This window comes from Kitasatospora sp. NPDC057015 (genome assembly GCF_042673745.1).
Classification (GTDB): Bacteria; Actinomycetota; Actinomycetes; order Streptomycetales; family Streptomycetaceae; genus Kitasatospora.
Genome location: NZ_JBHUSG010000077.1, coordinates 1 through 25,739 on the forward strand (window position 1 = coordinate 1; position 25,739 = coordinate 25,739).

General features: G+C 70.5%; 26 protein-coding genes and 2 pseudogenes. 13 read left to right on the forward strand and 15 right to left on the reverse strand.

The features are described 5' to 3' along the window. Nucleotides 1-429: 429 nt before the first annotated feature. From ACFTWP_RS39310 to ACFTWP_RS39320, 3 genes and pseudogenes are all read left to right on the forward strand, one after another. Nucleotides 430-756 carry a hypothetical protein gene (locus ACFTWP_RS39310; protein ID WP_380269973.1) on the forward strand — a complete coding sequence of 109 codons (327 nt, stop codon included), beginning with the start codon at nucleotides 430-432 and terminating at the stop codon, nucleotides 754-756. Further along, nucleotides 737-1,591, forward strand: a complete 855-nt coding sequence (locus ACFTWP_RS39315; RefSeq protein WP_380269974.1) for a phosphotransferase — start codon at nucleotides 737-739, stop codon at nucleotides 1,589-1,591. The genes ACFTWP_RS39310 and ACFTWP_RS39315 overlap by 20 nt, the downstream gene beginning before the upstream one ends. A gap of 271 nt (nucleotides 1,592-1,862) precedes the next feature. Continuing rightward, a pseudogene (locus ACFTWP_RS39320) lies at nucleotides 1,863-2,720 on the forward strand (hypothetical protein). 111 nt (nucleotides 2,721-2,831) lie between these two features. On the opposite strand, the gene ACFTWP_RS39325 reads toward ACFTWP_RS39320, so the two are convergent. Beyond that, nucleotides 2,832-3,368, reverse strand: a complete 537-nt coding sequence (locus ACFTWP_RS39325) for a GNAT family N-acetyltransferase (RefSeq protein WP_380269975.1) — start codon at nucleotides 3,366-3,368, stop codon at nucleotides 2,832-2,834. After that, a complete protein-coding gene (locus tag ACFTWP_RS39330) occupies nucleotides 3,365-3,931 on the reverse strand; it encodes a hypothetical protein (protein ID WP_380269976.1) in 567 nt (188 codons plus the stop codon). The genes ACFTWP_RS39325 and ACFTWP_RS39330 overlap by 4 nt, the downstream gene beginning before the upstream one ends. Nucleotides 3,932-4,056: 125 nt before the next feature. On the opposite strand from ACFTWP_RS39330, the gene ACFTWP_RS39335 reads away from it, so the two are divergent. Further along, nucleotides 4,057-4,389, forward strand: coding sequence for a hypothetical protein (locus tag ACFTWP_RS39335; protein ID WP_380269978.1), 333 nt, complete (start codon nucleotides 4,057-4,059; stop codon nucleotides 4,387-4,389). Nucleotides 4,390-4,700: 311 nt separating this feature from the next. On the opposite strand, the gene mobF is transcribed toward ACFTWP_RS39335, so the two are convergent. Further along, nucleotides 4,701-9,254 carry a MobF family relaxase gene (gene mobF, locus ACFTWP_RS39340; protein ID WP_380269979.1) on the reverse strand — a complete coding sequence of 1,518 codons (4,554 nt, stop codon included), beginning with the start codon at nucleotides 9,252-9,254 and terminating at the stop codon, nucleotides 4,701-4,703. Nucleotides 9,255-9,382: 128 nt separating this feature from the next. Between mobF and ACFTWP_RS39345 the strand changes: the two genes are divergently transcribed. From ACFTWP_RS39345 to ACFTWP_RS39355, 3 genes and pseudogenes are all read left to right on the forward strand, one after another. Further along, nucleotides 9,383-9,853 (forward strand): hypothetical protein, encoded by a 471-nt coding sequence (locus ACFTWP_RS39345; protein ID WP_380269980.1) that lies wholly within the window; start codon nucleotides 9,383-9,385, stop codon nucleotides 9,851-9,853. 1,156 nt (nucleotides 9,854-11,009) lie between these two features. After that, a pseudogene (locus ACFTWP_RS39350) lies at nucleotides 11,010-11,373 on the forward strand (radical SAM protein); the annotation flags it as partial. A 206-nt stretch (nucleotides 11,374-11,579) separates the two neighbouring features. Continuing rightward, nucleotides 11,580-12,557, forward strand: coding sequence for a hypothetical protein (locus tag ACFTWP_RS39355; RefSeq protein ID WP_380269981.1), 978 nt, complete (start codon nucleotides 11,580-11,582; stop codon nucleotides 12,555-12,557). An 87-nt stretch (nucleotides 12,558-12,644) separates the two neighbouring features. On the opposite strand, the gene ACFTWP_RS39360 is transcribed toward ACFTWP_RS39355, so the two are convergent. The 4 genes from ACFTWP_RS39360 to ACFTWP_RS39375 form a co-directional block, all read right to left on the reverse strand. Continuing rightward, nucleotides 12,645-13,118: a hypothetical protein gene (locus ACFTWP_RS39360; RefSeq protein WP_380269982.1), complete on the reverse strand. Its 474-nt coding sequence runs from the start codon at nucleotides 13,116-13,118 to the stop codon at nucleotides 12,645-12,647. After that, nucleotides 13,115-14,365, reverse strand: a complete 1,251-nt coding sequence (locus tag ACFTWP_RS39365; RefSeq protein ID WP_380269983.1) for an IS256 family transposase — start codon at nucleotides 14,363-14,365, stop codon at nucleotides 13,115-13,117. The genes ACFTWP_RS39360 and ACFTWP_RS39365 overlap by 4 nt, the downstream gene beginning before the upstream one ends. A 256-nt stretch (nucleotides 14,366-14,621) precedes the next feature. Next, nucleotides 14,622-15,656 (reverse strand): LuxR C-terminal-related transcriptional regulator, encoded by a 1,035-nt coding sequence (locus tag ACFTWP_RS39370; RefSeq protein WP_380269984.1) that lies wholly within the window; start codon nucleotides 15,654-15,656, stop codon nucleotides 14,622-14,624. Between the two features lie 10 nt (nucleotides 15,657-15,666). Next, nucleotides 15,667-16,107 (reverse strand): ester cyclase, encoded by a 441-nt coding sequence (locus ACFTWP_RS39375; protein WP_380269985.1) that lies wholly within the window; start codon nucleotides 16,105-16,107, stop codon nucleotides 15,667-15,669. Between the two features lie 213 nt (nucleotides 16,108-16,320). Here ACFTWP_RS39375 and ACFTWP_RS39380 point away from each other — a divergent pair, with 213 nt between their 5' ends. Both ACFTWP_RS39380 and ACFTWP_RS39385 read left to right on the forward strand, forming a co-directional pair. Next, nucleotides 16,321-16,563, forward strand: coding sequence for an NUDIX domain-containing protein (locus ACFTWP_RS39380; RefSeq protein WP_380269986.1), 243 nt, complete (start codon nucleotides 16,321-16,323; stop codon nucleotides 16,561-16,563). An 84-nt stretch (nucleotides 16,564-16,647) separates the two neighbouring features. Further along, entirely contained in the window at nucleotides 16,648-17,121 is a 474-nt protein-coding gene (locus ACFTWP_RS39385) for a hypothetical protein (protein WP_380269987.1), read from the forward strand. Between the two features lie 72 nt (nucleotides 17,122-17,193). On the opposite strand, the gene ACFTWP_RS39390 is transcribed toward ACFTWP_RS39385, so the two are convergent. Then, entirely contained in the window at nucleotides 17,194-17,580 is a 387-nt protein-coding gene (locus ACFTWP_RS39390) for an STAS domain-containing protein (RefSeq protein ID WP_380269988.1), read from the reverse strand. Nucleotides 17,581-17,729: 149 nt separating this feature from the next. Further along, entirely contained in the window at nucleotides 17,730-18,011 is a 282-nt protein-coding gene (locus ACFTWP_RS39395; protein WP_380270000.1) for a MerR family transcriptional regulator, read from the reverse strand. 1,001 nt (nucleotides 18,012-19,012) lie between these two features. Here ACFTWP_RS39395 and ACFTWP_RS39400 point away from each other — a divergent pair. Further along, nucleotides 19,013-19,234 (forward strand): hypothetical protein, encoded by a 222-nt coding sequence (locus tag ACFTWP_RS39400; RefSeq protein WP_380269989.1) that lies wholly within the window; start codon nucleotides 19,013-19,015, stop codon nucleotides 19,232-19,234. Between the two features lie 545 nt (nucleotides 19,235-19,779). Next, a complete protein-coding gene (locus tag ACFTWP_RS39405) occupies nucleotides 19,780-20,058 on the forward strand; it encodes a hypothetical protein (RefSeq protein ID WP_380269990.1) in 279 nt (92 codons plus the stop codon). Nucleotides 20,059-20,206: 148 nt separating this feature from the next. Here ACFTWP_RS39405 and ACFTWP_RS39410 read toward each other — a convergent pair whose 3' ends face one another. The 5 genes from ACFTWP_RS39410 to ACFTWP_RS39430 form a co-directional block, all read right to left on the reverse strand. Next, a complete protein-coding gene (locus ACFTWP_RS39410) occupies nucleotides 20,207-20,551 on the reverse strand; it encodes a hypothetical protein (protein ID WP_380269992.1) in 345 nt (114 codons plus the stop codon). Nucleotides 20,552-20,652: 101 nt separating this feature from the next. Beyond that, a complete protein-coding gene (locus tag ACFTWP_RS39415) occupies nucleotides 20,653-20,970 on the reverse strand; it encodes a hypothetical protein (protein ID WP_380269993.1) in 318 nt (105 codons plus the stop codon). Nucleotides 20,971-21,411: 441 nt separating this feature from the next. Continuing rightward, nucleotides 21,412-21,696: a hypothetical protein gene (locus ACFTWP_RS39420; RefSeq protein WP_380269994.1), complete on the reverse strand. Its 285-nt coding sequence runs from the start codon at nucleotides 21,694-21,696 to the stop codon at nucleotides 21,412-21,414. Nucleotides 21,697-22,092: 396 nt separating this feature from the next. Next, nucleotides 22,093-22,347, reverse strand: coding sequence for a hypothetical protein (locus ACFTWP_RS39425; RefSeq protein ID WP_380269995.1), 255 nt, complete (start codon nucleotides 22,345-22,347; stop codon nucleotides 22,093-22,095). 425 nt (nucleotides 22,348-22,772) lie between these two features. Next, nucleotides 22,773-24,077, reverse strand: coding sequence for a PP2C family protein-serine/threonine phosphatase (locus ACFTWP_RS39430; RefSeq protein WP_380269996.1), 1,305 nt, complete (start codon nucleotides 24,075-24,077; stop codon nucleotides 22,773-22,775). A 336-nt stretch (nucleotides 24,078-24,413) separates the two neighbouring features. Here ACFTWP_RS39430 and ACFTWP_RS39435 point away from each other — a divergent pair, with 336 nt between their 5' ends. Then, a complete protein-coding gene (locus ACFTWP_RS39435) occupies nucleotides 24,414-24,887 on the forward strand; it encodes a DUF5994 family protein (RefSeq protein WP_380269997.1) in 474 nt (157 codons plus the stop codon). Then, nucleotides 24,887-25,336, forward strand: coding sequence for a CBS domain-containing protein (locus ACFTWP_RS39440; protein ID WP_380269998.1), 450 nt, complete (start codon nucleotides 24,887-24,889; stop codon nucleotides 25,334-25,336). The genes ACFTWP_RS39435 and ACFTWP_RS39440 overlap by 1 nt, the downstream gene beginning before the upstream one ends. Nucleotides 25,337-25,352: 16 nt before the next feature. Here ACFTWP_RS39440 and ACFTWP_RS39445 read toward each other — a convergent pair whose 3' ends face one another. Beyond that, nucleotides 25,353-25,604 (reverse strand): hypothetical protein, encoded by a 252-nt coding sequence (locus ACFTWP_RS39445; RefSeq protein ID WP_380269999.1) that lies wholly within the window; start codon nucleotides 25,602-25,604, stop codon nucleotides 25,353-25,355. Between the last annotated feature and the right edge of the window lie 135 nt (nucleotides 25,605-25,739).

Below are 25,739 nucleotides of genomic sequence, written 5' to 3' on the forward strand. Positions count from 1 at the left end.
GACTCCGTCACCATGCCCGCGACCCCCGCCGCCCGCTCTCCACCCTCGGCATCATGTGATCAAACCGGACAGATTGCCTGAACGACGCCGCCCTGGGCCCAGTCCTACGGCCGCTCCGGTCGCGCCGCCGCGTCCGGCGTACGTCCTGGCAGTATCCTGGGCGGTCCAGCGATTCGCGTAGCCCCACTTGGCCGTGGCTCGTACACCCCTGCCGGTTGCCCGCGCCCCCGCCGCAGTTGCTGATCCGGCGCGCTTGATCCCTCCCCAGGTTTTGGGGCCCAGTGCTCGGGTAACCTTCACGGCCGACCCGACCCGGCTTGCCACCCGGGTGGACTTGACCGCGACCATGGCGACCTTGACCAAGGCGGTTGCCCCTACCAGAGCCGCTACCACGACCAGGGCCATTTCTGCGGCCCGGTGAGCCTCGTCATGGTTGATCCGATCGCCCAGGCCCTCGACGGGAGGGCAGGGCCGCTCGCCCAGGCCAGCGCCGAGGGGATCACCACCTTCGGCTCCGCACCCCTGCACGGAGGTGAGCTGCCGGGCCTGATGACGCCCGAACTGGTGAACCTCGTCGGGCCAGGGTTGACCGCCGCCACGGCCGCCCTGCTGGTAGCCGCTTCCTGCCCAGGCCTGGACGTCGTGCTTCTGTCCACGAGCAGTAGGGCGCACTGGCAGGATGCACTGGCGGCCGTCGCCAGTCCATTGGACACCGATCGACTCAGGAGCGTGATCCGTGCAGTCGCCCCCCGATGAGCCCACGCGCATTCGCATGGAGGCCGCGCACAGCACGGCAGCCACCCTCATGGACCTCACCTGCACCGGAAGTCCCGTATGGGGGTTTGCCGGGCACACGATCGGCCGCCAGGCCGGCGACCGGTGGCTTCGCGTTGCCGCCTCCGCCTCCGCCTCTGCCCGCGCCCGCCGGCAGGGGGAAGGCATCGTCGGGGCGGAGGCCCTCGTGCCGGACGATGTTCCTCGGCCGCGGCTACACGGCATCCTCGACTGGACGGACGGAGAGCACGGCTACCGGGCCGACCTGATCGACTACATCACCGACCCAGTCGTCTCGTCCCGCCCTGACCTCGTGACCGACCCGGACATCCCCGACGACTGGTGGCGAGCCCTACGGACGGCGACGGAGCATCTGAGCGCGGCCGAGACAACCAAGATCACCGTCCGGGACGCCTGGATCCGGGCAGCGTTCCCCCAGTACCTCGGCATCCCTGCACCCGAGAAGGTGGAACGGGTCGCCGGACACGGCGACTACCACTGGGGAAACCTGACCTGGCCAACGCTGACCATCCTCGACTGGGAGCGCTGGGGCCTCGTACCCGTCGGCTTCGACCCCGGCATGCTCCACGCGAACAGCCTGTTCGTGCCGGCCGTCGCTGCCCGGATCCGCCACGAATTCGCTGCGGTCCTGAACAGCCCGGGCGGTCGCATCGGCGAGCTGGTGGCCATCGCCGAGATGCTCCAGGCCGTCGCGCGCGGTTGGTACCCGGAACTCGCGGTCCCCCTTGCCGGCCGGGCACGGGAACTGACCGGCATCACACCGCCGCGCGATGCCGCCCCCGAACTCGTGCGATAACGGTGGACCTTCGACAGGAGCCTGCCGAACACGTGCTGGCGATGGTGGAGCAACGCCTCGACGTGAGGCTGGAGAGAACGACACTGGTGCGAAAGCGCTGAACAGTCGGCGCCAGAACCGACCGAGGACTCTGGGTCCGGGTGAAGGCGGTGCCCATGGTCGCGTGCCCGGCAGCAGGGCTGGTCCGGCAGGGAGACTGCGGCTGCGCTGGCCGGCATCGCCATGGCCCCCCGGGCACAAAGATCCTCTTGCGGCATGAACGGGTCGGGGCATGGCCCTCTCAGCAACCAGTGGAGGGGATGTGGACCTTCGTGTCGATCCGGTCGAAGGGGTGCTCAGCTGCGCCGAGCAGGGACTGGGAGTCGAGTTCGACCGGGCGACGGTGGTGCGGAAGCGTCGTTCCGTCGGGGCGCGAACGGACCGGGGAACCTGGGTACGCATCGAGTGTCGCCAATTGGCCAGGCTGCGGGAGCACGGATGAGACGGGGCCGAGTGCGCGGAGGCGCTGACCGGTATCGCCAAGCCGCGGTGGCTGAAGTCGGTGGCCTGGAAGGACCTCACAGACGGGACGATGTGGCGGGCCGATGAGACGACCCTGTTACCGGGGCATCCGGTGGGGACCGCCGTCCTCGCCACCGACCCGCAGCTCCCGGAGGGATGGTGGCGTGACCTCAACGCCTCACTGGACGCCCTCGCCGGACAGCGAACAGCACGGATCGCGACACCCGACACGGAGCTGATCACGCAGGCTCTGGTGGACAGGACCATCCGGGCGGCGTTTCGGCCCGAGGCCGACACCGTGATCCGGGCATGGCTGCCCGCGCACGCCGATCTGAACTGGGCGAACGTCACGGGCCCGCAGTTCTGCCTGTTCGACTGGGAGGACTGGGGGAACGCACCGCGTGGCCTGGACTCCGCCTCTCTTCTGGGCGCCTCGCTTGCCGTTCCGGCGCTCGTCGACCGGGTGCGGCAGGAGCGGCACCGGGACTTGGAGAGCCGGGACGGCAAGGTGATGACGTTGTTCGTCTTCGCGAAGTTCGCCGGGCCAAACGCCCACCCGGGCGATCCCCGCATCGGCGCCGCACGGCAAGAAGCCGCGCAGCTCATCAAGGCGCTCAAGGCCACGTGACACCTGCTGCGCGACCACAGGAGCTGCCGCTACTGACCCGGCTTCTCCTTGTCGACCTCATACCCCAGGCAGTTGGCCAGGCCGGGTCTCACAGCCGGCGGGGCGCGCTGCCTACGAGAGGATCGGCCGGATCATCACGATCAGTGGGGGCGCCTCGGGAGTGGGCCGTACCTCGTTGACGGGCTCGTAGCCCCACGCCTGGTAGAGCGCTGCGACCTTGCCGTCGCCGGCTGCCGGGTTGACCATGAGCGCCACCTGCTCCTCGCTACGCCCGGCCAGTAGCTCGTCGTGGATGCGGCGGGCCACACCGGTGCCGCGCCAGCGGGTGCGCACCCCGATCTCCTTCAGCGCCAGTGTGGGGCGGGCCGTGATCTGGCCGGGTGTCGGCCTGCTCATGCGGCTCCACCAGGGGTCGCCGTGCTCGATGGTGTTGCCGTAGGCGTAGCCGATGGGTTGGCCTGCGTCGTAGCCGATGACGGCCTCGAAGCCGGGTTCGGAGCTGTGCCGGTCGAGGCGTCCCGCGAAGGCGGTGACTGCGTAGTTGGGCAGGTGGAGCAGCGGCGCCCGGACGTCGGAGTACACCTCGATCAGGGTCCGGCGGACCGGCGCGGTGAGCCGTGGATGGATTCGTAGCTCTATGTCGGTCACGTGATTCCCTGGGTGTCGTGGGCGTACTGGTCCCACCGTTGCGCATGACTGCTGCCGGGCGCCAGGGCGTTGAGCGAGGCGCCGAAGCGGTTGAGCATCCCGGCCACGCGGGGGTGTGCACAGAGGCCGGTAGGGATGCTCATCGCGGTGTTGACGGCCGGTTCGAGGTCGCTCTGTCCGAGTTGGGCGCGGGCGAGGCGTGCCTGCGTGATCGCCCGGCTTCGTTGCATGTGAGGGCGCAGGAGGGCGAGGCTCCGGTGGGCGTGGGCCTCGTTGTCGTCGTACCGGCCCAGGGGTAGGTAGGCAGCGAGGGCGAGGGAGTCGAGTGTGGCCTGGTCGTAGTGGGCGGTGAGCCAGACGGGACGGGTGAAGCCGGGCTGGGCCCGGTCGAGTACGTCTCGCGCCTCGCCGAGGGAGCGTTGTACCGCGGTGGCCTCGTCGGTCGGTCCGTGGATGGCTGCCTGGCGGGCATGGCCGAGGGATGTGAACAGCGGGTCTCGGCGGGCGATCGGCAAACTGCGGGCGACCTCGTTGGCGGCGAGGGCGTCGCCGGGTCGGCCCATGTGTCTGTAGAGGCTGCCGGCGTGGGACCAGATGCGGAACTGAATCGCGCCGTCGCCGGACAGGGCAGCCAGGCTGGCGGCTCTATGTGCACCGCGGCGGGCGAGCGCACACGACCGCGCCGGAGGTGGCCGCCCTCGCCGTCGGCGACGGGGAGCACATCGTCCTCACGCCGGAGGCGGACGTCTGGGCGATCGGCGCCTCCCTGATCTGGGCTTGGACTCGCCTCGCGCCGACCGACTACCGGAGCCCTGAGGTGGACCGCGACGGGTTGCTCGCCGACACCGTCGCCGGGTGGATGCGGCCCCTGGAGACATCGCGGCCCTGGCCGTTCCCCGCCCTCGAGAATGGCGTGCGGGCGTGTCTGACGGTTGACCCTGCACGGCGGCCGACAGCGCCCGAGCTTGTTACCGTTCTCCGCCTGGCCGCCGACCCCGAAAGGGAGGTTGAGCACCGGTAGCGGCCGCGCCGCCCGGGGGAGTGCTGGGGCTATGGCTGGATGGGCACCATGCAGCCCTACCCGGTCGCCCCCGCTACTACTCCATGATCCGGTCCCCATATAGAAGGACCTCCCCCACGGGTGGGGCAAGGCCGGGGATGCGCCTCGAGCATCGCGTCGAGTTCCTGAACGAGGGTGAAAGGGGCTTGGCGGGCTGGCGCCTGCGGAGGCTGATGACCAGCCGTGCTGCCGCCTCCGGGCAGGGGCTGCTCGGCTACGTCGTGACCAGGGGAGGGGGCGGTGAGGCTGCTCGAGTGACGGTTGGGGCCGCATCAAATGGGTCGGGGCCCGTGGGGGTTTCCGGGCAGGCGCCGAGCGGGGGTGTCTCGACGGGGGGAGTTGCGAGGTGACCGGCGTTGCTCGCCGACCACCGGTGCGAGGGGTTTGTGGCCGGTGACCCTCTTGGAAGCCAAGGCGGCGAGGCGTTCCCGGAATCGGCTGTTGGTGTATTCGTTGAGTGCGGTGCTCAGGTGCTGCCACTGTGGCTGGCTGGTGTCGTGGGGTTCGGGGCCCAGTGGGTCGGGGCCGGTGATGTTGTGCTCCAGCCGCCATCGGGCGCAGGCGGTGACGAGGCGCTGGTGGAAGTGCTGTTGCTCCGGGTCGTCGTGGGCGGGCGAGGGGATCACGGACATCCAGTCCCGCCGGCCCCCGGGGTACCGGGGGAGTGCTGGTTGCTCGGCCACGTTGCTGCTCCTGTTTGCTGGGGTGCCGGTCTGTCGGCGCTCCGAGATGCTCCCGGAGTTGCCTGCCGGACTCTTGTCGGGGGCGGGGTTGTGCCGTGTGAGGCGGTCGATCCTCGCCTTGAGCTCTTCCCAGGCGCGCGGGTCGGTGGTGGGTGGGGGCCGGTGTCCGATTCCGAGGGTGGCTTCGGGCTGGTGGTGGAGGGTTCGCCAGGCCTCGGTGAGGGCGGCGGTGCGTTCCCAGTCGGCGCGCCGGGCGGGTGTGTCTTTGCGGTCGGGTGGTGGGCCCAGTGGGTGTGTCCAGGAGGGTGGGTTGGCGGCGAGTTCGGCGCCGCGGCGGCGCAGATGATGGTCGATCACGTCGCGGCGTTGGCACAGGTGGAGTCGCCAGTCGGGGGGTGTGAAGGGGTCGTTGATCGCGTCGGCCGGTGCGAGCCAGCGCGGGACGTCAGTGACGCCAGGAGGCCGGCGTCGGGCGGCGGCAGCGGTGCGGGAGCTGAACTCGACGGCCTGCCGCCATGCCAGGCGAGCAGCAGTGACCCGGTCACGGGCGGCGGCGCGCAGCGCGTGGCGCAGAGCGGCGGACGGTGGCGTGATGGCGGATGCATCGGCGCGGCGTTGTCGGTCTTCCAGGGCGACGTCACGGCGAGTCATGGTGGAGCGCAGGCGCAGTTCGTGGTCGAGCGCGTCCTGGACCGCTCGGGCGGCGTACCGGCGAGCAGTGACGGAGGAGGTGGCGCGTTCGGTTCGTGCCTGCCGGTCCAGGGCGGCACGAAGTTGCGGTTCGGTGAGGTGTCCGTAGGGGCGATGGGGCCAGGCGGGGTGGGCGCGGCCACGCGCGAGGATCGGGGCGGGCAGGGCATCGAGGTGTTCCTCGGCGTCCCGCAGAGCGGTGAGTGCGGCCGCTGGGTAGCGGCGTGCGAGGTGGGTGAGCAGTCCGCTTCGGGCTGCGGTCCAGGGCCCCTGCGGGTGTGCCGGGTCGGCGCTGGAGGTGAGGTGGTCGATGCGCTGCGCGAGAGCTGTGGTGGTGGCGTCGGGGGCGGTGTGATGCGCGAGCGCGAGGACCTCCCACGCGGTGAGCCCCGCCTGTTCGGCCCGGGTCAGTGCCTGGGTGACGGCAGTGAAGGCCGGTCCCAGGGCGGCCGCGGTGTCATGTCCCAGCACCGTGTGAAGTGCACGCCGGTGACGTAGCTCGGTCGCTCGCTCGGCGACGTACGCGTACTGCGCGGCGAGCTGCTCGATGCCCTGGGAGCCCTGCTGACTGCGGATGGTCTCGCGTGCGCCGGGGACGTGATCGCTGTTGGTGGCTATGCGCAGCAGCGCGGTGTCGAGCCCTTCGTTGTCGCCGAGCCCGATGTAGAGCCGGTTGCTGAGCCGTCCTCGCGTTGCGCCGACGTAGGCGGCCTCGCGGGTGGCGCGGGAGGTCAGAACGGCATGGGTCGTGTCGACGGTCATGCCCTGGGTGCGGTGGATGGTGGCCGCGTAGCCGAGTTCGGTGTCGCCCGCCAGGTAGGCAGGGGGCAGGGTAAGCCGGCCGCGGTGACGAGTGTGCCGGACGACGGCCCCACCGGAGCGAGTGAACCTCTCGATCCTCCAGGTGTCACCGTTCTTGACGAAGTCCCGGCCTCCCAGGCACAGGAGGCGACGCTCGTTGCGCCGGGTGACGACGGTATCCCCGACGAGCGCCTTGGATCCGTCGTGCAGGGCCACGCTGCGGCCGTTCGCATCGAGACGGCCGGCCGCCAGGAGCGCGTTCTGCGCCCTGAGGTTGAGTGCACCGACCAGCACACGGGTGGGAGCGGCCATCACGGAGCTGCGTCCGGCGTCGATGTCGCCCCGCCAGGCGGCGAAGGCGGCATCGAGCATGGCGTCCTCGGTGCCGGCGTGGATCCGGTTCTGCTGCCGGTACCAGGTGAACGCCTCGGCTGGTGTGCCGGCCCGGAGCTTGAGGGAGGCGTCTGCTTCGCCGGGGGTGCGGAAGCGGTGCACCTTGGTGAGGTGGACGGCGCCTGCTTCGGTCTGGAGGAGGCGCAGGATCCCGCCCGCCTCGACGGCGGCGAGTTGGGAGGGGTCGCCGATCAGCCGGACGTGGGCGCCTGCCTTTCGGGCCAGGGTGACGATCTCCGCGAGGTGGGCAGTGGCGGCCATCCCGGCCTCGTCGATGATCACCGTGTCGCCGCGCCGCAAGGGCGCTGCCGCCCCTGTTCGGGCAGGCGCACGGGTGCCGGGTTGCTGCTGGCGGAGCCAGCGGTGGATGGTGTCGGCGCTGTGGCCGATGGCTTCGCCGAGGACCTGGGCGGCACGCGCGGACGGCGCGAGCGCGATCACCCGGCGCTTGGACGATGTGAGGGTCTGTACGGCGAGGGTGAGGGCGGCGGTCTTCCCCGCTCCGGCGGGGCCGATGGCCGCGATCACCTGTCGGCGGCCGGTGGCGAAGGCCCGCGCCAGGTCCACCTGCCCGGCGTCCAGCTGGCCGGTGAAGCGGCGCCGGTGGTGGTTGAAGACCGTGGTGCTGCAGGCCGGAGCGAGTTTGGTGCGGGCGGCCGCGACGATCGCGTCCTCGGCGGCGAGCAGCGCGGGTGTCGTGAAGAGCCGGGAGCCGAGATCGTGGAAGACGCTCGTTCCGTCCGCCCGCTGCAGTGGTGCGAAAGACGGGTTCAGGTCCGGCGTGGTCAGGTCGAGGCACAGCTCGTCCAGAGCGAACCGGGTGACCCGCTCGGCCCAGTACGACGGATCCACCAGGCCCGACGAGGCGTACGTGATCTGCCGGTACACCTCCGCGAGGATGTGGCGGCGGCCGAACACCGCCCGGTGCATGGAGACGGTGTCCACGGCCGCCCGCGCCACCGCACGGACGTCGACACGGTCGGTGCGACGGCCGAGTGCTGCGAATGTGCGCGCGGCGTCCTGGGCAGCGGCGAGCATGCCGTCGACGGCCCGCCGGCCGAACCTTGCGATCGCCTGCGCGCGCCACCGCGCCCGCAACGTGGGGAGCGGCCCGGCCTGCTTCTTCGCCGGGCGGGTTTCCAGAGTGGCGCGCTGCAACAGTCTGACGCGCGTCGCCTGCGACGGCTCACGGCCGTGCTTCGCCCGGTAGGCATCCAGCAAGGCAGGCAGGCGCCTGCGGATGGCGGCCGTGCGGGCCGGTGAAGCGGCCAGCAACCGCTCGTCGATACCCGCGATCTCCATCACCGGGCGCCGCCCGTCCGACCGGGGCCGCGCCCGGACCGCCACTCCCAGGCCCACGCAGACCCGGTGGACGACCTCGGCGTTGTACACCTCCGACGCGCAGACGACCTGCGGCAGAAGATGACTCCCGTCGATGGACAGCCACTTCCCGTCCGCACACCTCACCTTGTTCGCGATCAGGACGTGATCGTGCAGACCAGCGTCCCCCGCACGCGAGTCGAAGTGCCGAAACTGCGCACCGACCAGACCCGTCGTCACCCGCTCCTGCACCAGACCGTTATGACCCCGGCGCGTCGCCAGCGCATGATCCTCGATCCACCGGACCGTCACCGCCACCGCCGCGTCATGGGCGTCCTCGACGACCTGCCGGACCCCGTCCTCGCCCAGCGCCCACAGCAACGTAATGCTCGGAGGAGGCTGCAGGACCGCATGGAAGGCCGCCGTGGACTGCCGCGCAGGTGCGACCCGCCCACGATGCCCAGCCCCGTCAGAACGGCCACCACGGCCCTCCCCGGGAACGGGTTCGCCACCGGCGAGCGCCCCCGCAGGGGATGAGTCGAGCCCGAACCGGTAGAACGCCGTACCCAACTTCGCGGCCGCCACAGCAGCCTTCGCCCGGGCACCCGCCCGAAGCGCCTCGGCCGTGATCTCCTCCGCCCGCGGATGCAGCCCCTCCCCGAACAGCGCCCGCAACTGCGCTTCGGTCACCTCCCCGTTCACACCGAGGAGCGCCGAGGCCCGTCCCACCCACACGCCCGGCGGAAGCCCGGCGCGCTGCTGCAGATCGCTCATCGCGCAGCCATGAGGACGCGTCTGATCGCCGGACGTGATCTGCCGCTCGAAGTAGCGGTAGCCGTCCCCCGGACTCATCTTCTGGACACTGAGCACACAGCCAACATCCGCCGTCACCGGCCGTGGATGCCAGAGGTGTTGAATGCAGTTCCCGCCTGGCGGCACACCAGGAGGGAACTTCCCGCCCTGCGGGACAGCGCCCTCGATCCGCTACCCCCGTGCCCTGCGCGAACCGTCCACTCGGAGGAACAGCCGGGCACGGTGACCCGGCACGGACGACGAAGGGACGCACCATGGCACGGAACAAGCCGCGCAAGGCAGTCACGATGGTCGAAGCCCGCAAGCAGGCGCGCCTGCTCGCAGCGGAATTCGCCGAACGGCAACAGCAGCTCCTCGACAGCGCCGAGCAATTCCTCATCGTGCAGGAGGAGACGGACCAGGAACTGGCCGAGATCTCCGCCCGCATCGACCAGCTCAACGCCGAAGCGCAAGCCGCCCGGCAACGGGTACGGGACCGCCAGGCCCAGATCGTCTCCCGGATGCGCGAACTTGGCGCCCGCGAGCACGAGATCAGCACCCGCCTCGGACTGGAACGAACTGACATCCGGCGCCTGCTCGCCCATCCCGCAGGGCAGACCCGCACCCCTAGCCGGGCCGGCGCGCGTCCCACGACGAAGGCTCAGGCCGATGGCGCGCAACCCGATGACGGGGCGCTGTTTCCATCCCCGGCGCCGCGCTGGCCCCTCGACAATGTCAACGCCTGAGGCAGCCCCCCCCGCAACATCCACGCGGACTCGGCGTCGCCCGGGCCGGCGGTGCTGATCCACCCCGCGCTTGCGAATGCGCCCGGCAGCGGCCATCCCGTCGGCGGGCTCAGACGGAGCGAGTGAGGAGCCCGAGTCGCGGCACGAGTGCAGGGGTTCGGGAACTCGTAGCCGGTCCCGTGTTCCGCTCCGCACGGAGCCGTTGCTTGGGGACCCAGGTGGAGTGTGAGGCTTGCCACGGCCTAGTGCTGCTGCGGTCGCCAGGGCTGTGCAGCTCCGGCTGCCGCCCCATTCCCGGCCCGACACGGCATCGTCGCCGAGGTGTTGGTGCCGGATTGCTTCCTGATGCCGAGGCTCGCGTGTCTCAGGAGCCGTTCGTCGGTGACGGTCATAACGGTGCCGTGCGCCATCACCGTCGCCCGCTGCCCCGCTCTTTGGCAGCGGGCGTAGCAGCGGGTCGGCCAGGGCTGCCAACAACCTTCGTAACGGTCCCTTCAGACCAGGAAACCAACTGCGCGCTCGTCGAGCGCAGTCGCAACGCCGCGGCTCCTGAACTGCGAGAGGCTTTCGCGTATCTCCAGGACGCTCGGCGGGTACGGACGGATTGCGCTTCGGCCATGGCATCAAGCGCGCAGCTCCAGGTCCCGCATGCCTGCTCGATACCGCCGTCGGCGATCAGCCTGCTGGGCCTGTGTCACCAGGGCCAGGACGAAGGTGCGCGCACATGTTGTGGCCGGACGGGTGGTGTCGGCCGCTGCGAAGTTCTCGGCGGCGCCCTTCCAGTCATCGAGCCGAGAGAACACCTTGGCGCTACGAGAATTGACCGTGGCGCGTGCCGGCCCCCAGGGGTGGTCCCAGTACGGCCGGCCTGTCATCGCCGTCGTCTGCTTCCAGCAGGTCTCGGGTGCGCTGTACGGCCTGGAGAGCCGGGTGGCGCGAAGAGCGGCGGAGCCCCATGCCCTGCTGGGAAACGGTCCGCAGAACGAAAGCGTTGTGGCCGATGATCCCGCGGAGGAGCTCACTTTCAGAGCAGATCCACCACCACTTCATCCCGCGTCATCTGGTGACCGCATGGGCTCGTTGGCAGCCGTGGAGATCCCCGTGACCGGCGCGCTTCGCCTGGACGGCAGCCACCCAGTTTCGGGGTGGAGTGCTGAACATGTCTCCAACGATCTACGGCGGCGCAGAAATCCTGCCTGCGCAGTCCGTTGACCACCTGCGCAAGCGGAAGGCATTCACAGGCGGCCACGCGGGCCACGCAATTTTCCACGTCGATCCGGACGGCAAGGCATCGATCTGCAAGGTCTGCCGCGTCTCCCAGATCGACCTCGCCGCCGAAGGGGTCGAAGGGGTCGAAGGGCTTCACCACCTTGGTGGTATCGCCGACTCCCTCGTGCTTCGCACCGGTGGGTGCTCCGGCTGCGCTGTCGGGCGCCTGCGGGACCTGCCGGCCGCTGGCCAAGCTCTACCAGGAGGCGAAGGCACCACGCGCGAGCTACTGCCAGCACGGAGGCGCATGATCCCTGCCCCCCGTCCCGAACTGAAACGACGAGAGCCCTAGTCAAGAACTCTGGTTGATTCGAATTCAGCGCTTGATCTCACACAGTCGGCCCTACCGGCCGGGAGGTCATCATCGAGGCGCTCACCGAGACGCCGCAGACCGGCCGAGACCGTCGCCTGAAAAGTGTTCGTCGCCCGTCGTCCAGCGCCGCTAACCTCACCGATCATGGGAGCACGAGCGCAGTACGTGGTGGTCGAGAACGGCACCTGGCAGCGGTACTACTCGCACTGGGCCGCCAACCGGGTGGTTGACGATCTGCTGCCCGGTCCGGCCGCGGCGACACGCTGCTTCCGCGCCAACCGGGAGACCGGGGAATGGCTCGACGACGTGTGGTGCGAGGGCGCCGCACTCGTCGACCAGGACCGCCGGATCCTGCTCTGGTTCGCCTTCGCGGACAGCTGGGCCGACCACCTCGCCTCCCGCGCCGTACTGGCCCGGACGTGGCCCGGTTGGGACGTGCGCTTCGCACACGACGGCATGGGGGATCTGACTCACCACCTCGGCCTCGGCAGGGACCTGACCCGTCCGCCGGGCTGGTTCGAGACCTTCGAGCCATCCTGGTTCGCGGAGACCGACAACACCGAGCCCAGCTCCGTCGTCTCCCTGCGTCTGCCCGACGGAAGCGTTCGCGCGTGGGGCAGCAGTCGGGAGCCCATCGAGCACGTCTCCGACGGCCCCGGCCTGATCGACCTACTCGCTGCCTCCGCGGCCACCCCACCGCCCACAGACATGCCGTACGGCGGCGTCCACTTCGACCCGCAGGCCCGCTCTGTCTCGCTCTGGGCAGTGCAGACCGTGGCCGGCATCCACGACTGGCCATTGCCGGGCTGGGAGAACTGGACCCTGGACTTCCGCGGCGACGACCACAGCCAGCAGGCCGGGCTGCTCCCCGCGGACGTCTCCTTCCCGCAACCCTCGCTCGCGGCCGCACTGCGGAAGCTCAGCGGTCGCCTCGGCACACCCCCGCCCGACAACGGCGCGCTCCTTGCCCGCGTCACCGCTGCACCTGGCCCTGAGGGTGGCACCGCTGTGGTGAACCCCGCTGCGCTCGTGTCCCACGAACCGGTTGATCCCACCCACGCCGAAGTGGCCGAGTTGCGTACGGTGCTCGACGCGCTGATCACCGGGGCGGAGGTTGACTGACCCCTGCCCTCATGGGCACTCCGCGCCTGCCGACATTGCCGTCATCGACTGAGCAATAGTCAAGATCTGTAGATGAGTTGAGGACGATCAGCGTCGGCTCTGCTGCTTCAGGTTGATCCGAGCGGTGTTGCGGATCCGCTTGGTGCGACCGCTGTCGGCGAGGATCTCGAGGGCGGCGGCGTTCGACGCTTCGGCCGTCTTGAGTTGGAGCCAGTCGGATGAGTCGAGCAGAGCGTCCGGACGCCACGGTTGCCGCAGTGTGACGGCTCGGAAGAGTGACCATTCGCGCAGGCGCCGGGTCAGGAACGGATAGCGCGTCGTGGCCCGGGTCATCTTCTCGGCCCACGGTTCGTAGGCGGGCCCGTAGTGGAGGTCGGCAGCTCGGCGGTCCAGGTGCCGCACGACGGCGGACTGGGCCATCGTCTGGTCCGGGTCGGTGAGGACTTCGCTGACCAGGTCGACCTCGTCGGCCTCGGTGGCCTGTTCAAGCTCGCTCAGGTAGTCCCGGAAGCGGAGGTGCTCGGTTGGCTCCTCCTGCTGCGAGGTGTCGTGCTGATTCATGCAGCCTTCTCCTGTCGCTCGACCAGCACGCCGTTCTCGAACGTGGCACCCGCCCGGACGAGGGATACCAGGTGGGCTCCGGTGATCGCGCGCCAGCGGGCCTGGGCGGACTCGACGAGCTTGAACACCATCGCGAGGGCGGCGGCTGGGCTGCCGGCGCCGCGGGTGACCTTCGTGCGGAGCTTGACGGTGGAGAAGGTCGACTCGATCGGGTTCGTGGTCCGCAGATGGATCCAGTGCTCGGCCGGGAAGTCGTAGAACGCCAGCAGCTCTTCCTGGTCGTCGGTTGTCTTCGCGACGGCCTTGGGGAACTTCGCTCCGTAGGTCTTGGCGAATGCCTCGATCGCCTGCTCAGCGTGTTTGCGGTCCTCGGCGTTGTAGATCTCCTGCATCGCCTTAGTTGCGCCCGGCTGTGCTGACTTCGGCAGGGCGTTCGAGACGTTGCGGGCTTTGTGAACCCAGCACCGTTGGTGGCGGGCGCCGGGGAAGACCTCGGCGAGTGCCTTCCACAGGCCCATCGCGCCGTCGCCGACGACCAGTTCGGGGTCGCGCATGCCGCGTCGGCGGCAGTCGCGCAGCAGGTCGGCCCACGACTCGGTGGACTCCCGCAGTCGCTCCGCCAGGGCGATCAGCTCCTTGGTGCCGTCCAGTCGCACCCCGAGCAGGACCAGCACGCACGAGTGGGCCTGGCCGAGCCGGACCTTGGGGTGCACCCCGTCGGCCCATACGTAGACGAAGTCCCGGTCCGACAGGTCCCGCTCCTGGAAGGCGGCGTGGTCTTCGCCCCACTGCTTGGTCAGCCGGGTCACCGTGGCCGGCGACAGTCCGGCCGCGCCGCCGAGGAACTGCTCCAGCGCGGGCAAGAAGTCCCCGGACGACAGGCCGTGCAGGTAGAGCAGCGGCAGCACCTCGGAGGTCTTCGGCGACTTGCGGCACCACGGCGGAAGGATCTTCGAGGAGAACTTCTTGCGTTCGCCGGTCTCTTCATCAACGCGGCGGTCGTTAACGCGCGGGGCCCTGACCTCGACGGGACCGGCCGCGGTTCCCACGGTCCGGGGCCGGTGGTGGCCGTTGCGGACCACCAGACGCCGGCCGGCCCCGTCGGTCTCGGCTGCCAACTCGGCTATGTACTGGTTGACTTCCGCTTCCAGTGCGGCGGCCAGCATCCGGCGGGCGCCCTCGCGCACAATCTCGTCGATCAGGGAGCCGGACTGTGTGGAGCCGTCGTCGGTGACTACGCTGAGCACGGGCGTGCCTTCCCGACCCGCGCTGCGAACGCGGGCCTACTCGGTGACCATCACAGGATCATTCGGGAAGGTACGCCCTCCGCAGCCTTCCCGGAACCGATCCACAGGTCTTGAGCATTGCTCTCATCGACTTCGACGTCCGCATTCCGGCCCTGCTCGGCTACGACCTGGACAAGGTGATCGTCTCCCACCGCTGACCTCCAGCAGCCTTCGTTGTTGTTCTGAGCCGTGAGGTTCGTGGAGGCGGCAGCCCCGCCTACTGAAACCCGGCCAGGTCTGCGAACACCGCGGCGACGAGCTCGCGCCGGCTGCGGACGCCGAACTTGTCGAAGACGGCGCTCAGGTGCTCCTGGACGGTGTTGGCGGAAATGTGGAGCTCCTCGACCAGTTCGCGGGTGGAGCGTCCCCGGACGACCAGGGCCGCGACCCGGGTCTGTGCGTCGGTGAGCCCGTGGGCACTGAGCAGCACGGCACCGAGCTCCGCCGGTCGTGCCGGTTCCACCACCACGCCGATCTGCGGGCCCACCCGCGTGGTGTGCAGGGCCATCCACTGCCCGGAGCGGCCGCGGATGCGGACGGTCGAGGGCACCGGGCCGGCCGCCACCGCGTGGACGGTGACCGGGAGCGGGCCGGTACGCGGCTGGTCGCTGTCGGGGAGGTCGGCGAGCCATGGTTCGGCCTCGGGGCTCATGGAGACGAGTCCGAGGTCGGCGTCGAGCAGGATCAGACCCACGCCGGCCGGACGGGCGGCGGTGTCCGAGGCAGGCGCGGCGGTCACGGCCTGGCGTAGTCCGGCCGCCAGGTGCGGGGCGATGCGCCGGACGATGGCGAGCTCCTCGGCGGTGAAGCCGGCGGGAGAGTCCTCCCGGTGCAGGCACAGCACACCCCAGCAGTGGTGCCCGGTGACCAGCGCGGCGCGCAGCTCGTCGCCGAGGCCGAGTGGGGCCATGATCTCCCGGTAGCGGGCGCTGCCCGACCGGTCCCCCCGGGTGGCCTGGTCCAGCGAGGCGACCGGATCCGCCGCCCGAGCGAGCGCGGAGAACTTGTTGACGTCCGCACGTCCGAACTCGTTGTCGAGGAAGGGCTCGGTCGCGGAGCCCAGCGGGTCGTCGGCGGCCACCGAGGTGAACAGCAGCGTCACCGGGTCGACAGTGGCGAAGAAGACCGCGTCCGCCGGTACCACCCGGCGCAGGCGGCTCAGCGCCTCGGTACGCAGGGCGGCGGCGTCCAGCCCGCCTCGGCATCGCTGCTCGATGTCGGCGACCCGGCGTTCCACTGCCGTGCTTGCCACGAACACGACGCTACTCCTGGTCCGGGGCGAGTCCGAGTTGGCGGAGGAAGCCCAGCTCGTCGAGTCGGCCCCAGCGTTCGACGATGCGGCCGTCCCGGATCCGGAAGATGTTGATCCCGCGCAGCGTGACGGTGCGGCCGGTGGGCGGCGCGCCGAGTAGTTCGCCGCGCTGGGTACCGGTGGCGCTGAAGTGTTCCGCGACCAGGTCATTCTCCGCGATGAGGAGATCGGGCGTGGCCTGCCAGTCGGGGAACGCGTCGCGGAACACGGCAGCGGCCCGGCGCATGCCCTCGCGGCCGGTGTCGACGTCGAACGGCGGGTCGTGGTTGAGGAAGTCCTCGGCGAGGTACTCGTCGACCGCTGCAAGGTCGCCCTGGGTGAACAGCGCGTCGATGAAGGCGCGCACGATCTCCCGGTTCTCTTCGATTCGGCTCTGCTCAATGGTGTCCATACCCACAGTCTTCGGCGGTGCGCCGCCCTCCGGTACCCCAGAAATCTGGGGTTTGCGCCTGCGCCGGTGCGCTCCTCCTCGTACCGCTCCGCAGCGCTGGTCGTACTGACTACGGAGGGTTGGTGACACGGGTCGGCCCGCCTCCTTGAGCGGGATGGCCTTGAGCGGGGTGGCCGCGTAGGTCCAGCGGAACGGGCGATTACAGTCGTTGCCGTGAGCGACTCTGCTGCACTCCAGGCCGTTGCCCGGCCCCGCACCGCCGCCGGTGTGCTGTTCTTCGACGAAGCCGACCGCGTGCTCCTGGTGAGGCCCACGTACAAGCTGGGCTGGGAGATTCCAGGCGGCCAGCTCCATCCCGGTGAGACTCCCAGCGAAACCGCGGCCAGGGAGGTACAGGAGAGATCGGCATCAATTCGCCCATCGGCCGGCTCCGCTCTGACGTCCTACGAACGGTGAAAATGCCCGAGCGGCGCTATCGGCCGGCATGTCACCCTGGGCCGGCCCAAGGGCTGGCCGCTGGAGCATCGCAGGAGGTGAACAATGAAGTATGTCGATCTCGATGCCCGAGTCGGCGAACTGGCCGGGGTCCTCGACCCTGGCCCCTACCTTGAGCTTCTGCCTACGCTGAGCACCGGCCTGCCATCAGGCGCCAGGGCCTTCGCCACCGACCCGAGCCACTACCAGTTCGCCGGGCGGCGCTGCGTGAAGGACCTGACGCTCCACCAGGTGACCTTCCTCCACGAGGGGCAAGCCCTCGGCCTCCGCCTCCGTCACAACTGCTGGAAGCACGACGAGGACCTGGTCATCTCGTATGCGGGAGTGACGGCCGTCCAGATCAGGACTCCGAACAAGCCCTCGACTTGGGACGACCTCGGCACGCTGAACCTGGACGAGGTCCTTCCGCACGACCAGGGCTGCACCCATGAGATGGCCTTCAGGCCCGGGTCGGTCATCGTCACGTGCAACGACATCACCGCTACTTGGGTTGCAGCGGACTGCCCCGAAGCCCACTGAGGTCAAACAATACGATGAGTATCACCTCCGTAGGCTGCCCTGGGGCGGTGAGTACGGCGGGCCGGTGCAGCCTCACCCGTACGGGGCGTCCGCCTCCGAGGTGGTCGCGGCAGGGTCCGGGCTCACGCGCAGCACACGGGCCACGCCCGTGCGGCGCAGCAGGAACGCGACGGGCGCGGTCGGGTTCAGCAGGTGCAGTTCCGTGCCGGCTTCGCGGGCGTTGCGGTGGGCCCGGATGAGGGCGTTGAGGCCGCCGGAGTCGCAGAACCTGAGCCGGGACAGGTCCATCACCAGTTCCCCCGGGATGGCAGGCCCGGTCAGGGCCCTGGCCACGGTGGCGTGCAGCAGCGGGCCGGTGTCCTGGTCGAGGTCGCCCACCACGTCCAGCACGAGGTCGTCCCCTCCCGGCCGAAGACGGACGTCGAGGTCGGGCGGGTCGAACTCTGCCGAAGCGGCCACCGGGTACTCCTTGCGTCCTCGGGTCTTGGCGGCCGGGGTGCGCCCGTGAAGCGGGAGAGTGACCTGACGGCCCGCCGGCCGGGGCTGACTCCCACCGTAGCGACCGGAGGCCCGGCGGGACCACGGAACGGTATCGCCGGGCGGCTGGGTCAGGTGTCGGCTGCGGGTTCCTGGCCGGGCTGAGACCGGCGTAGTTGTTCGTTGATGCGCAGGGCTTCTTCGAGTTGGTCTTCGAGGATGACGATGCGGCAGGCGGCGTCGATGGCGGTGCCCTGGTCGACGAGGTCGCGGGCGCGCATAGCGATCCGCAGTTGGTAGCGGGAGAAGCGGCGGTGGCCGCCCTCCGAGCGCAGTGGGGTGATGAGGCCGTGTTCGCCGAGGGCGCGCAGGAAGCCGGCGGTGGTGCCGGTCATCTCGGCGGCGCGGCCCATGGTGTAGGCGGGGTAGTCGTCGTCGTCGAAGGAGTCGGAGCCGGAATTGGAGCCGGGGTTGGGGCTGGGGTTGTGGGGTCGGATGGTTGCCGTGGTCACTGCACCTCTTCTGTGTAGGGGTCGGGGACGCGTGGAGGGGCCCCGGTGCCGTTGCGGCTCCGGGGCCCCGAAGGGATACATCACCATCTGCCGGCCTCGGGCCGGCTTTCTTTAGTTCCGCACTGCCCCGGGGGAGGGGGTGTGCGGGGATCGCGTATGCGTGACCGGAAACCACCGTCCTTCGTAACTGGGGGGTCTGCGGTTTCCGCCCGGACAAACGTGCCTCACGGGCCGGGCGATCCTGATGGCGCTCTGTCCCCTCCGTTCATCCTCTGCGTGCGTAATGGACTGGTACCGCGAACTGCCTGGTACTGCTGGTTCTTCTCAACACGGGTACTGCTCGGTACCGCTGTACCGCGAACTGCCTGGTACTGCTGTGGTGGCCTCGAAAGGTCACCGTGTCCGGCAGCCAGCCCCGTCGCCCGTCCTGCACTTTCCCTGGCTTGGAACCCCACTGCCCGGACCTCCCAGCACGCGCGCCCGCAGCCGGGGCGCCTTCACCGGGATACCGCGTACTGCGACTGCCGATAATGCCAACCTCAACTTCGACCTACCGGGTACTGCACCTACTGCGGTACCGCTGGGTGGCGGCCCCTGATACCTGCGGGCCGCCCGGCCCGGCCGCCGGCCCTGTCGCCGAACTGCACCAACCCTGGCTTCAGAACCCCACCACCGTGCCGACCTGCGCACTTCTGTCCTGCTGCCCGCCAGTTCGTGTCTGGCGAGTACCGCTCGACTGCTTGCTACGAGAGAAACACTAATCACGACACCGGGTAATGTCTACTCCGGCCAGCATAGATTTTCCGGTGTCCCACGGGAAGATAGTCTTCGCCCCGCGATGGGACGGGCCACGCACCTTGCGGCCCGAAACGATGAGCGGCACCACGAAGGAGAGGCGACGGATGGAAGGGCGACAGGCCGAACCCGCGGTGCACGCACCCGCGCCGCGCACGCAGGCGTCGCTGCTGGCCGCCATCGCCGAAGCCGTTCACGACCAGGACCAGGACCAGGACCAGGACCAGCGGGGCCTGCGCCTGCTACAGGCCGCCATAGCCGAGCTGCGCGCCCTGCGCGACGCACTCGACCCCCGCCACAGCCGCAGCCAACAGCCGGGCTCCCGGTAGCCGGCACGGGCACAACCCCGCCGCCACGACGTACCGGGTGTCAGGTGGCGCGGACGGCGGCGTCACAGTTCAGGCGGATGTGTGCCCGGCCTGGTCGGCGCACTGAGTGGTGGGTCCATCCCGTCGCCGGATTCGGTGTCGTCGGCTGCACCCGGGGCCGCATCACTGGGGCTGGGCTGTCGTCCGTGGCGCGATCGTCCCTCGGGAGAGGTGGCCGGATGGCTCAGCTCTGTGGGCGGGCGGTGGCGGCGGCATGCTCGCAGGGCTGTCTGGGGCCGGCAGCGGGCGTGGGGCGGCCGGGCCCGGACGCCCCAGGCCGCAGGATCCCCCGGCGGCCGGGCCCACACGGGGCCTTGCCGCCCCACACCGGAAGCCGCCCCGCGAGCGCTTGCGGGCGTGGTGGCGCCCGCCGGGTGATGGCCCAAGGTGTGCGTGTCTCGGGTGCCGGCGGGCGCGTGCTGCCTACGCTACCGGCCGCCGGGCGCAGGGCACCGGCAGCGCGGCCGCAACGGCAGAACGACTACGCCGGAACAGGAAGGAGAAGAATGGTCAGCATGCAAACGCAGTGGGTGTACCAGCTCCGCAACTGCCCGGACACCGAGGACGTCGAGGCCCTGGCCGAGGAGGAAGGCCGGCCCCTGCAGGTCCTGGCCCGTAGACGTGAGGGCGCCGACGGCCTGGTGGACGCCTACATCCTGCAAAGGATCGACGCGCAGGCTCACACCGCCGTCTACGCCTGGGTACTGGCCGGGGATTCGGGACTGGTGACGGACTACCTGCTGGAACTGCTGGCCGAGGTCTGCCCGGGGGAGCGGGCCCGGTAGCGCCCCCGCCACCCCCAACCCGCCCCGGCCGGGCCCGACCGGAACCTTCCCAGCCCTTGCTGGCCCCGACCGTACGCTTCGGCGGTGTCCGTCGTCGTCCATCGGTGGTCGTCCGTGTGCTCGTCCAGTGGTGGTGCCAGGGGTTGTCTCAGGGCCGATCGCCGGTGTATCCGAGCAGCCAGGCCAGCGCCCGGAGCGCTCCCAGCGCGAAGTCCCGCTCCATCAGATTGATACCCACCCGATCATGCACCCGCCTCAAAGCAGCCCGCTCCTCGCCGGCGAGCTGGGCCCCGGTCGGCACCTCATCCAGCAACTGCGCCCCGCTGACCGGCGCGAACAGCCGCCGGCCAGCCACCCACTCATAGGCAGCAAGTGCACCCCGAAGGGGCACAGGAAGCGGCTGCGGGCTGCTGGACAGCCGGGCGATCGCCGCCTCGACCTCGGCCGCCGCCCGCGTACCGACCCGGCCCCCGGCCGGACGATCCCTGGACATGCACTCACCGCAGCCATAGTGCCCGGGAGGCACCCGACGCCAGGCCCCCACCGCACGGCACTCCGTGCGGGACGGCCCGACGGTCGCCCCGTTTTGCGGTGTCACCCGGCCGTCGGGGTGGCGGTGCGGTAGCAGCGGGCGGAGCAGAACCGGTCCCGGCGCCGGACACCGGGATGGTCGAAGGGGCGACCGCACCCCACGCAGCAGCGGCTCGCCGCCTCCTCACCCACCGGGCCCACCTCCTCGTCGGGTATCAGTCCCAGGGCCCGCAGGAGCAGCCGGCAGTCCTCCGCGTCGCGGGCATGGCAGGCCACCACCGACAGCACCCTGCGGGCCGCCGGCTCCGAGACCACCGGCATCCCGCCGGCCACCGGCTCCACAGTGTCGATGAGCGTCTGCAGGTCACGGGAACGAACCATGGACAACACCCCCTGGCAATCAGCTCCGACCGGGTGACCTTCCAGCTTACGACTGCCTCCGCACCGTCGGAGCCAACGCCCAAACGCCGCCCGCGCCGGCAGGCCGAACAGCCGCAAGGCCACCCGTCGGCCTGCACGGGGCACCCGTCGGCGCGGGCCTTGTCGCGCCCTGCCGGCCCCTACCCCGCATCCGCCGGCTCCGGCGTCGGCCCGCTGGCGTGGAACAGCGCCGTATCGGTCGCCGCCCAGCAGCCCTCCGCCAGCGCCCGCACCACCGCGGCACTGTTGGGACCGGGGAGGGCTGGGAGGGTGTCCCGGCGGCTGCTGTGGGCTGCTGTGCGGCCGTGCGCAGCCGTGAGGGGCGCGAGGGCGGTGGCGTGATCGTGTGGACGCGGCATGCCCCGGGGTGTCCGGTCTGGTCGGCGCGCTGAGCGGTTCGGGTCAGCCCAGCCACTCGCTGGTGTCGCCGAGGTCGTAGCCCTGGTCGTCGCTGTCGTCGTGGTCGGGGCGCGGGTCCTGGTCGAGCTTGTCGAGCTCGGCGCGCAGCAGTGCGGTGATCCGGTCGGCGACGTGGGCCGTCGTCTGGGTGGTGCGCTGCTGGGGGTCGTGCGGGCCGGCGACGGTCAGCTGGATGTTGCGGGTGGCGTTGGGGGTGGCGGTTCGCTCGGTGAAGTCGTCCAGGGCGTCCGCGAGGTCGGCGGTGGCGCCGGTGTTGTCGCTGTTCATCGGGTCAGCGTAGGAGTGCGGATCGGCGGCTGTGTGAGTTCGGCGTGGGCGCGGCGCAGGCCGATGAGGGTGTCGCGGGTGGCCTTGACGAGGTCGCCGATCGCGCGGCCGGCGGCGGTGAGGTACTGGGCTTGGGGCCGTCCACGTCGGCGGCCACCAGGTCGAGGAAGTGCAGGAAGTCCACGGGACTGCCTCTCTCGGCTGCCCGTCCTCGGGGGCGGTGGCCGGGCGTGGTGACAGGCGGATGGCTGTTCGCAGGCGTGAGGCCGGCCTTACCGAGGACCGCGAGCAGGGCTGCGGTCAGTTGGCGTTGCCTCCAAGGCGGAGCCCAGGCGCGGGCAGAGGCGTGCCGCGGCTCCCGGTGGTCCGACTTGGGAGCCGCGGCGCGGCGCGGTGCTACCGCTGGGTGGCCGCCGCCTTGGCCTTGCGGGCGGGCAGGCGGTCCTGGAGGTTGTTCCAGTCGATCGTCTTCTCGTCGACTGCGTGCTCGCGGGCGAACCGGAGCACCTCGTCCTGGGCGTGGACGGGCCGGCGGGACTTGGGGGAACCGTCGGACGGCTTGAGCTCCGCCACCAGGCGGGCCGGGTCCGCGTGGTCCTCGGTCACGACGATCGTCTGGGCGGGCTTGTTCTTGGTCTTGTTCTTGTTCATGGCATCACGCTAGGCATCGGCAATGCCACTCTGCGCGGTCAGGCCGCCGGACGGGTGGTCGCTGGCGGTCATCGCGCCGAGTGCCGTCGATGACATGGCGCGGCCCGGTCCCCGGGGACGCCGCGAGAAGTCTCCGCCGGGAATCGGCCAGGGGATCGGACAACACCCTGGGGGACCGGTTCCACGGTCCGCGGCGAATGGCTCCTGAAGACGCGGACCTGCTCCCTGTCCACCGTACCGCCGAGCCGCCGTACGCCGGCCCGTCCGATGCACACGCCGGCGCCCATCCGCCCGAGCATCTCCGCCTGGAAAGCAGCAAGGGAGCCCGCCAGGCGCGTGGCCAGGCCGCGTGCGGCCGAGGCAGACGCATCCAGGCAGCGACCGTCGCTGCCCGGGCGACAGCGCGGCCCTGGGCTGTTTCGGGGTCAGTTGGTGGGGGCCTGGTGCGGGGTACTGCCCGCTGCTCCGGGAGGGGTGGTTCGGTCGTCGTCCCAGGAGGCCGTGGCGAGGTGGTCGGCGCTGCCGCCGCGCCATTCGACCAGGAAGAGCGTCGCGTCGTCGCTGGCGGCGCCGCCGCGCTCCCGCTTCAGGGTGTGGGACAGTTCCCGCACGGTCGACCGCAGGCCGACCTCGGCGCGCCCGACCCGGGTGACGATGTCGATCAGCTGTTCCTCGCCGAACTGCTCGCCGCCGGCCAGGTGTTCCTCAACAAGACCGTCGGTGAAGAGGAGCACCCGGTCACCGCGGTGAAGCTGCTGTTCGCTGATCCTCGGCTGCTCCCCGCCGAAGCCGACCGGCAGGGTCGTGGGGCCCTTCAGCTGCTGGACGACGTCATGGTCGCGGATCAGCAGCGGCGCAGGATGGCCGGCGTTGACCCACCGCAGGTGCCCCGAGGTGATGTTCAGCTGCATCATGTGCGCGGTGACGAAGTGCTCGGGCCCGAACTGCTCGGCGATGGCCGCGTCCATGAAGGCATACGTCTCCGCGAGCCCGATGTCGGAGCGTCGGGAGTGCCGGTAGGCGCCGATGGCGACCGTCGCCATCACCGCCGCGTCCAGCCCGTGGCCCATCGCGTCGATCACGGCCACATGAAGGACGTCGCCGTTCAGCGCGTAGTCGAAACTGTCGCCGGCCACCTGGTAGGCGGGCTCCAGGATCCCGGCGACCTCGACCTGCGGGGTGGACACCGTCAACGGCGGCAGCAACGACCACTGGATCTCCGCGGCGGTCGTCATCGGCGAGAGGCGACGCGCCCTGAAGAACTCGTCGGTGTACCCGTTCTTGGTGACCAGGATGTCGGCCACCAGCCCGGCCAGCCGCAGCAGCAGCCGCCGGTCGTCGTCGTCCACGGCATCCAGCGTCAGGGCCAGAACCCCCACCTGGTCACTGCCGTCCAACAGCGGAAGGTACATCCGCACCCCGTCGGGCTGCGCCACCTCGACCGCCGCCACGCGCAGGAACGCCTCGCCGGCGGGGGAAGCGTCGATGGGCTGGGGCTCCCCCACCGTCAGGCGTCGCCCGGGCAGCGGGACCAGCATCAGCTGCTCGTAGTCCTGCAGCAGGACCGCGACCTCCCGGCCCCCGACGATGGCGACCTCCTCGGCAATCAGCGGGGCGAGCAGCTGCGGCGGCATCTCGTGCGCCCGGTCCAGCAACACCCCGAGCAGCCGCTCACCGAACCCCTCCGACCGGTCCACCACCACCCCATCGGTACCCTCTGCCACAGTCACCCACTCCACCACACCCCCAGCCGGTGCCCCTCGGCCAACACGCAGGTGGCAGGCAAATCGCGCGCCCCGAGACCGGACGGCCGAGCTACGGTCGGACCGGCGTCGCAACGCCCACCTCGCCAGGTCGCGGGGGCCGTCGCACGACGCGTCGCCCGGCCCGCTCCCACCGGCGGGGGTCCTGCGGTCCTGCCCCGCGACCGTGACGGGTCGGGCGCCGCACCGGAGTAGCCTGGAAGCTACCGAAGGCACATCGCAGGCCGGTCCCCGAACCGGCTTCGTCTCCGGAGACCGACAAGGCCGGGCCCATGTGAATGGACCCGGGGACAGGTCCGGGACATGAACGTGACCCTCGACCGTGAGACGACCATGCCACGGACACCACCAGCACCACTGCGCCTGTCGCTCACACCGGACGACGCCACCGCAGGCCGGCTCGACGGCGCCTGGTGGCCCCGGTCCCACGACCTTCTCGCCGAACTCCCCTCCCTGGCGGAGGAACTGGACAACCGTTGGGGCCGGGTCACCCGCGTCACCCTGAATCCCGCGCACTGGCCCAGCATTCCCCCGCGGATCCCGGTCGCCGGACACGTCGTCCATGCCGGCTGGTTCCAGCAGGAACAGGATCCCAACGAGATCATGGTTCGCTCCTACGCACCGGGTCGCCTCGACCTGCTGGTGGTCCCCCCGCACACCGGCCCAACCGAGGCCGCCAACCTGATGGCAGCCGCAGCCGACCCCGCGAACACCCTCACCGCCAGCGACCTGCTGGCAACCCGGCCGACGGAGCACATCGTGCGAGGAACGGACTGATGACCACCTACCAGCCGCTCCCGGACGGATCCGTCAACACGGTGCACGATGTGCTGGTCCGCGGCATCGTCCCGGTCGCCGCGATTGACGACCGGGACACGGTCCAGGACCGCATGAGCCTGCCGGACCTGCAGATCAGTGACGACGTCCTCGTCGACACCGCGATCGACATCCTCCGCAGCGCCCACGTGGGCCACATGCTGGTCCGCGGACACGACGGCCGATGCACGGGCCTGCTGACCAGTGCACAGCTCGGCCCCTACCGCCGGGCGGGCTACGCAGGCGGTACCTCCGTGGACGACATCGTCCACGACCGCGGCCCGTTCGCGCACACGTCCATGCCGGCCGGCACGGCCCAGGCCGCCATGCGGATCCGCGGCTTGGAGGCCTGGCCGGTCGTGGACGACGACGGCTACAGCGTCGGTCTCCTCGCGCGAGAGCGGGCCTGACGTATGGCCGGGTGGGTCACTCGCGTGACCACTCGGTCTCGGCGGCGGGCTCGCCCACAGCATCGGCCCCTTCCCAGATCCGGATCCTGACCGCCCGAGGGCCCGGAGCAGGCCGGGAGAGTGAACGCACGAACACGTCCCGCAGGTGGTTGGCCGCCCGCTGGGGCGGCCCGTCGTACTCCAGCGGATTCTCCAGGGGAGCACCGTCCAGCCGGGACCAGTGGCCGTCGTCGTCCTGTACCTCCAGGACCCACCGGTACTGCCGCATTCCGACCTCCCGCGCCAACGATCCCACCCCACAAGCAACGCTAGTGTGACGCGCCACAAATCACGAGGGTAAGTTGATACCCTTTTATGGTGTCGCATCCTGGGCCCTCCGCTGTGTCGATCGCGCTGTCTGACG

What these genes read in the sequence shown, in the direction of transcription:
- ACFTWP_RS39330 (WP_380269976.1), bottom strand. Translation starts at nt 3,931, where the DNA reads ATGGGCCGACCCGGCGACGCCCTCGCCGCCAACGAGGTCGCCCGCAGT.
- ACFTWP_RS39405 (WP_380269990.1), top strand. Translation starts at nt 19,780, where the DNA reads ATGGTCAGCATGCAAACGCAGTGGGTGTACCAGCTCCGCAACTGCCCG.
- ACFTWP_RS39415 (WP_380269993.1), bottom strand. Translation starts at nt 20,970, where the DNA reads ATGGTTCGTTCCCGTGACCTGCAGACGCTCATCGACACTGTGGAGCCG.
- ACFTWP_RS39355 (WP_380269981.1), top strand. Translation starts at nt 11,580, where the DNA reads ATGGGAGCACGAGCGCAGTACGTGGTGGTCGAGAACGGCACCTGGCAG.
- ACFTWP_RS39420 (WP_380269994.1), bottom strand. Translation starts at nt 21,696, where the DNA reads ATGAACAGCGACAACACCGGCGCCACCGCCGACCTCGCGGACGCCCTG.
- ACFTWP_RS39445 (WP_380269999.1), bottom strand. Translation starts at nt 25,604, where the DNA reads ATGCGGCAGTACCGGTGGGTCCTGGAGGTACAGGACGACGACGGCCAC.
- ACFTWP_RS39425 (WP_380269995.1), bottom strand. Translation starts at nt 22,347, where the DNA reads ATGAACAAGAACAAGACCAAGAACAAGCCCGCCCAGACGATCGTCGTG.
- ACFTWP_RS39345 (WP_380269980.1), top strand. Translation starts at nt 9,383, where the DNA reads ATGGCACGGAACAAGCCGCGCAAGGCAGTCACGATGGTCGAAGCCCGC.
- ACFTWP_RS39360 (WP_380269982.1), bottom strand. Translation starts at nt 13,118, where the DNA reads ATGAATCAGCACGACACCTCGCAGCAGGAGGAGCCAACCGAGCACCTC.
- ACFTWP_RS39435 (WP_380269997.1), top strand. Translation starts at nt 24,414, where the DNA reads ATGAACGTGACCCTCGACCGTGAGACGACCATGCCACGGACACCACCA.
- ACFTWP_RS39385 (WP_380269987.1), top strand. Translation starts at nt 16,648, where the DNA reads ATGAAGTATGTCGATCTCGATGCCCGAGTCGGCGAACTGGCCGGGGTC.
- ACFTWP_RS39440 (WP_380269998.1), top strand. Translation starts at nt 24,887, where the DNA reads ATGACCACCTACCAGCCGCTCCCGGACGGATCCGTCAACACGGTGCAC.
- ACFTWP_RS39395 (WP_380270000.1), bottom strand. Translation starts at nt 18,011, where the DNA reads ATGGGCCGCGCCGCCGAGATGACCGGCACCACCGCCGGCTTCCTGCGC.
- ACFTWP_RS39410 (WP_380269992.1), bottom strand. Translation starts at nt 20,551, where the DNA reads ATGTCCAGGGATCGTCCGGCCGGGGGCCGGGTCGGTACGCGGGCGGCG.
- ACFTWP_RS39375 (WP_380269985.1), bottom strand. Translation starts at nt 16,107, where the DNA reads ATGGACACCATTGAGCAGAGCCGAATCGAAGAGAACCGGGAGATCGTG.
- ACFTWP_RS39310 (WP_380269973.1), top strand. Translation starts at nt 430, where the DNA reads ATGGTTGATCCGATCGCCCAGGCCCTCGACGGGAGGGCAGGGCCGCTC.
- ACFTWP_RS39400 (WP_380269989.1), top strand. Translation starts at nt 19,013, where the DNA reads ATGGAAGGGCGACAGGCCGAACCCGCGGTGCACGCACCCGCGCCGCGC.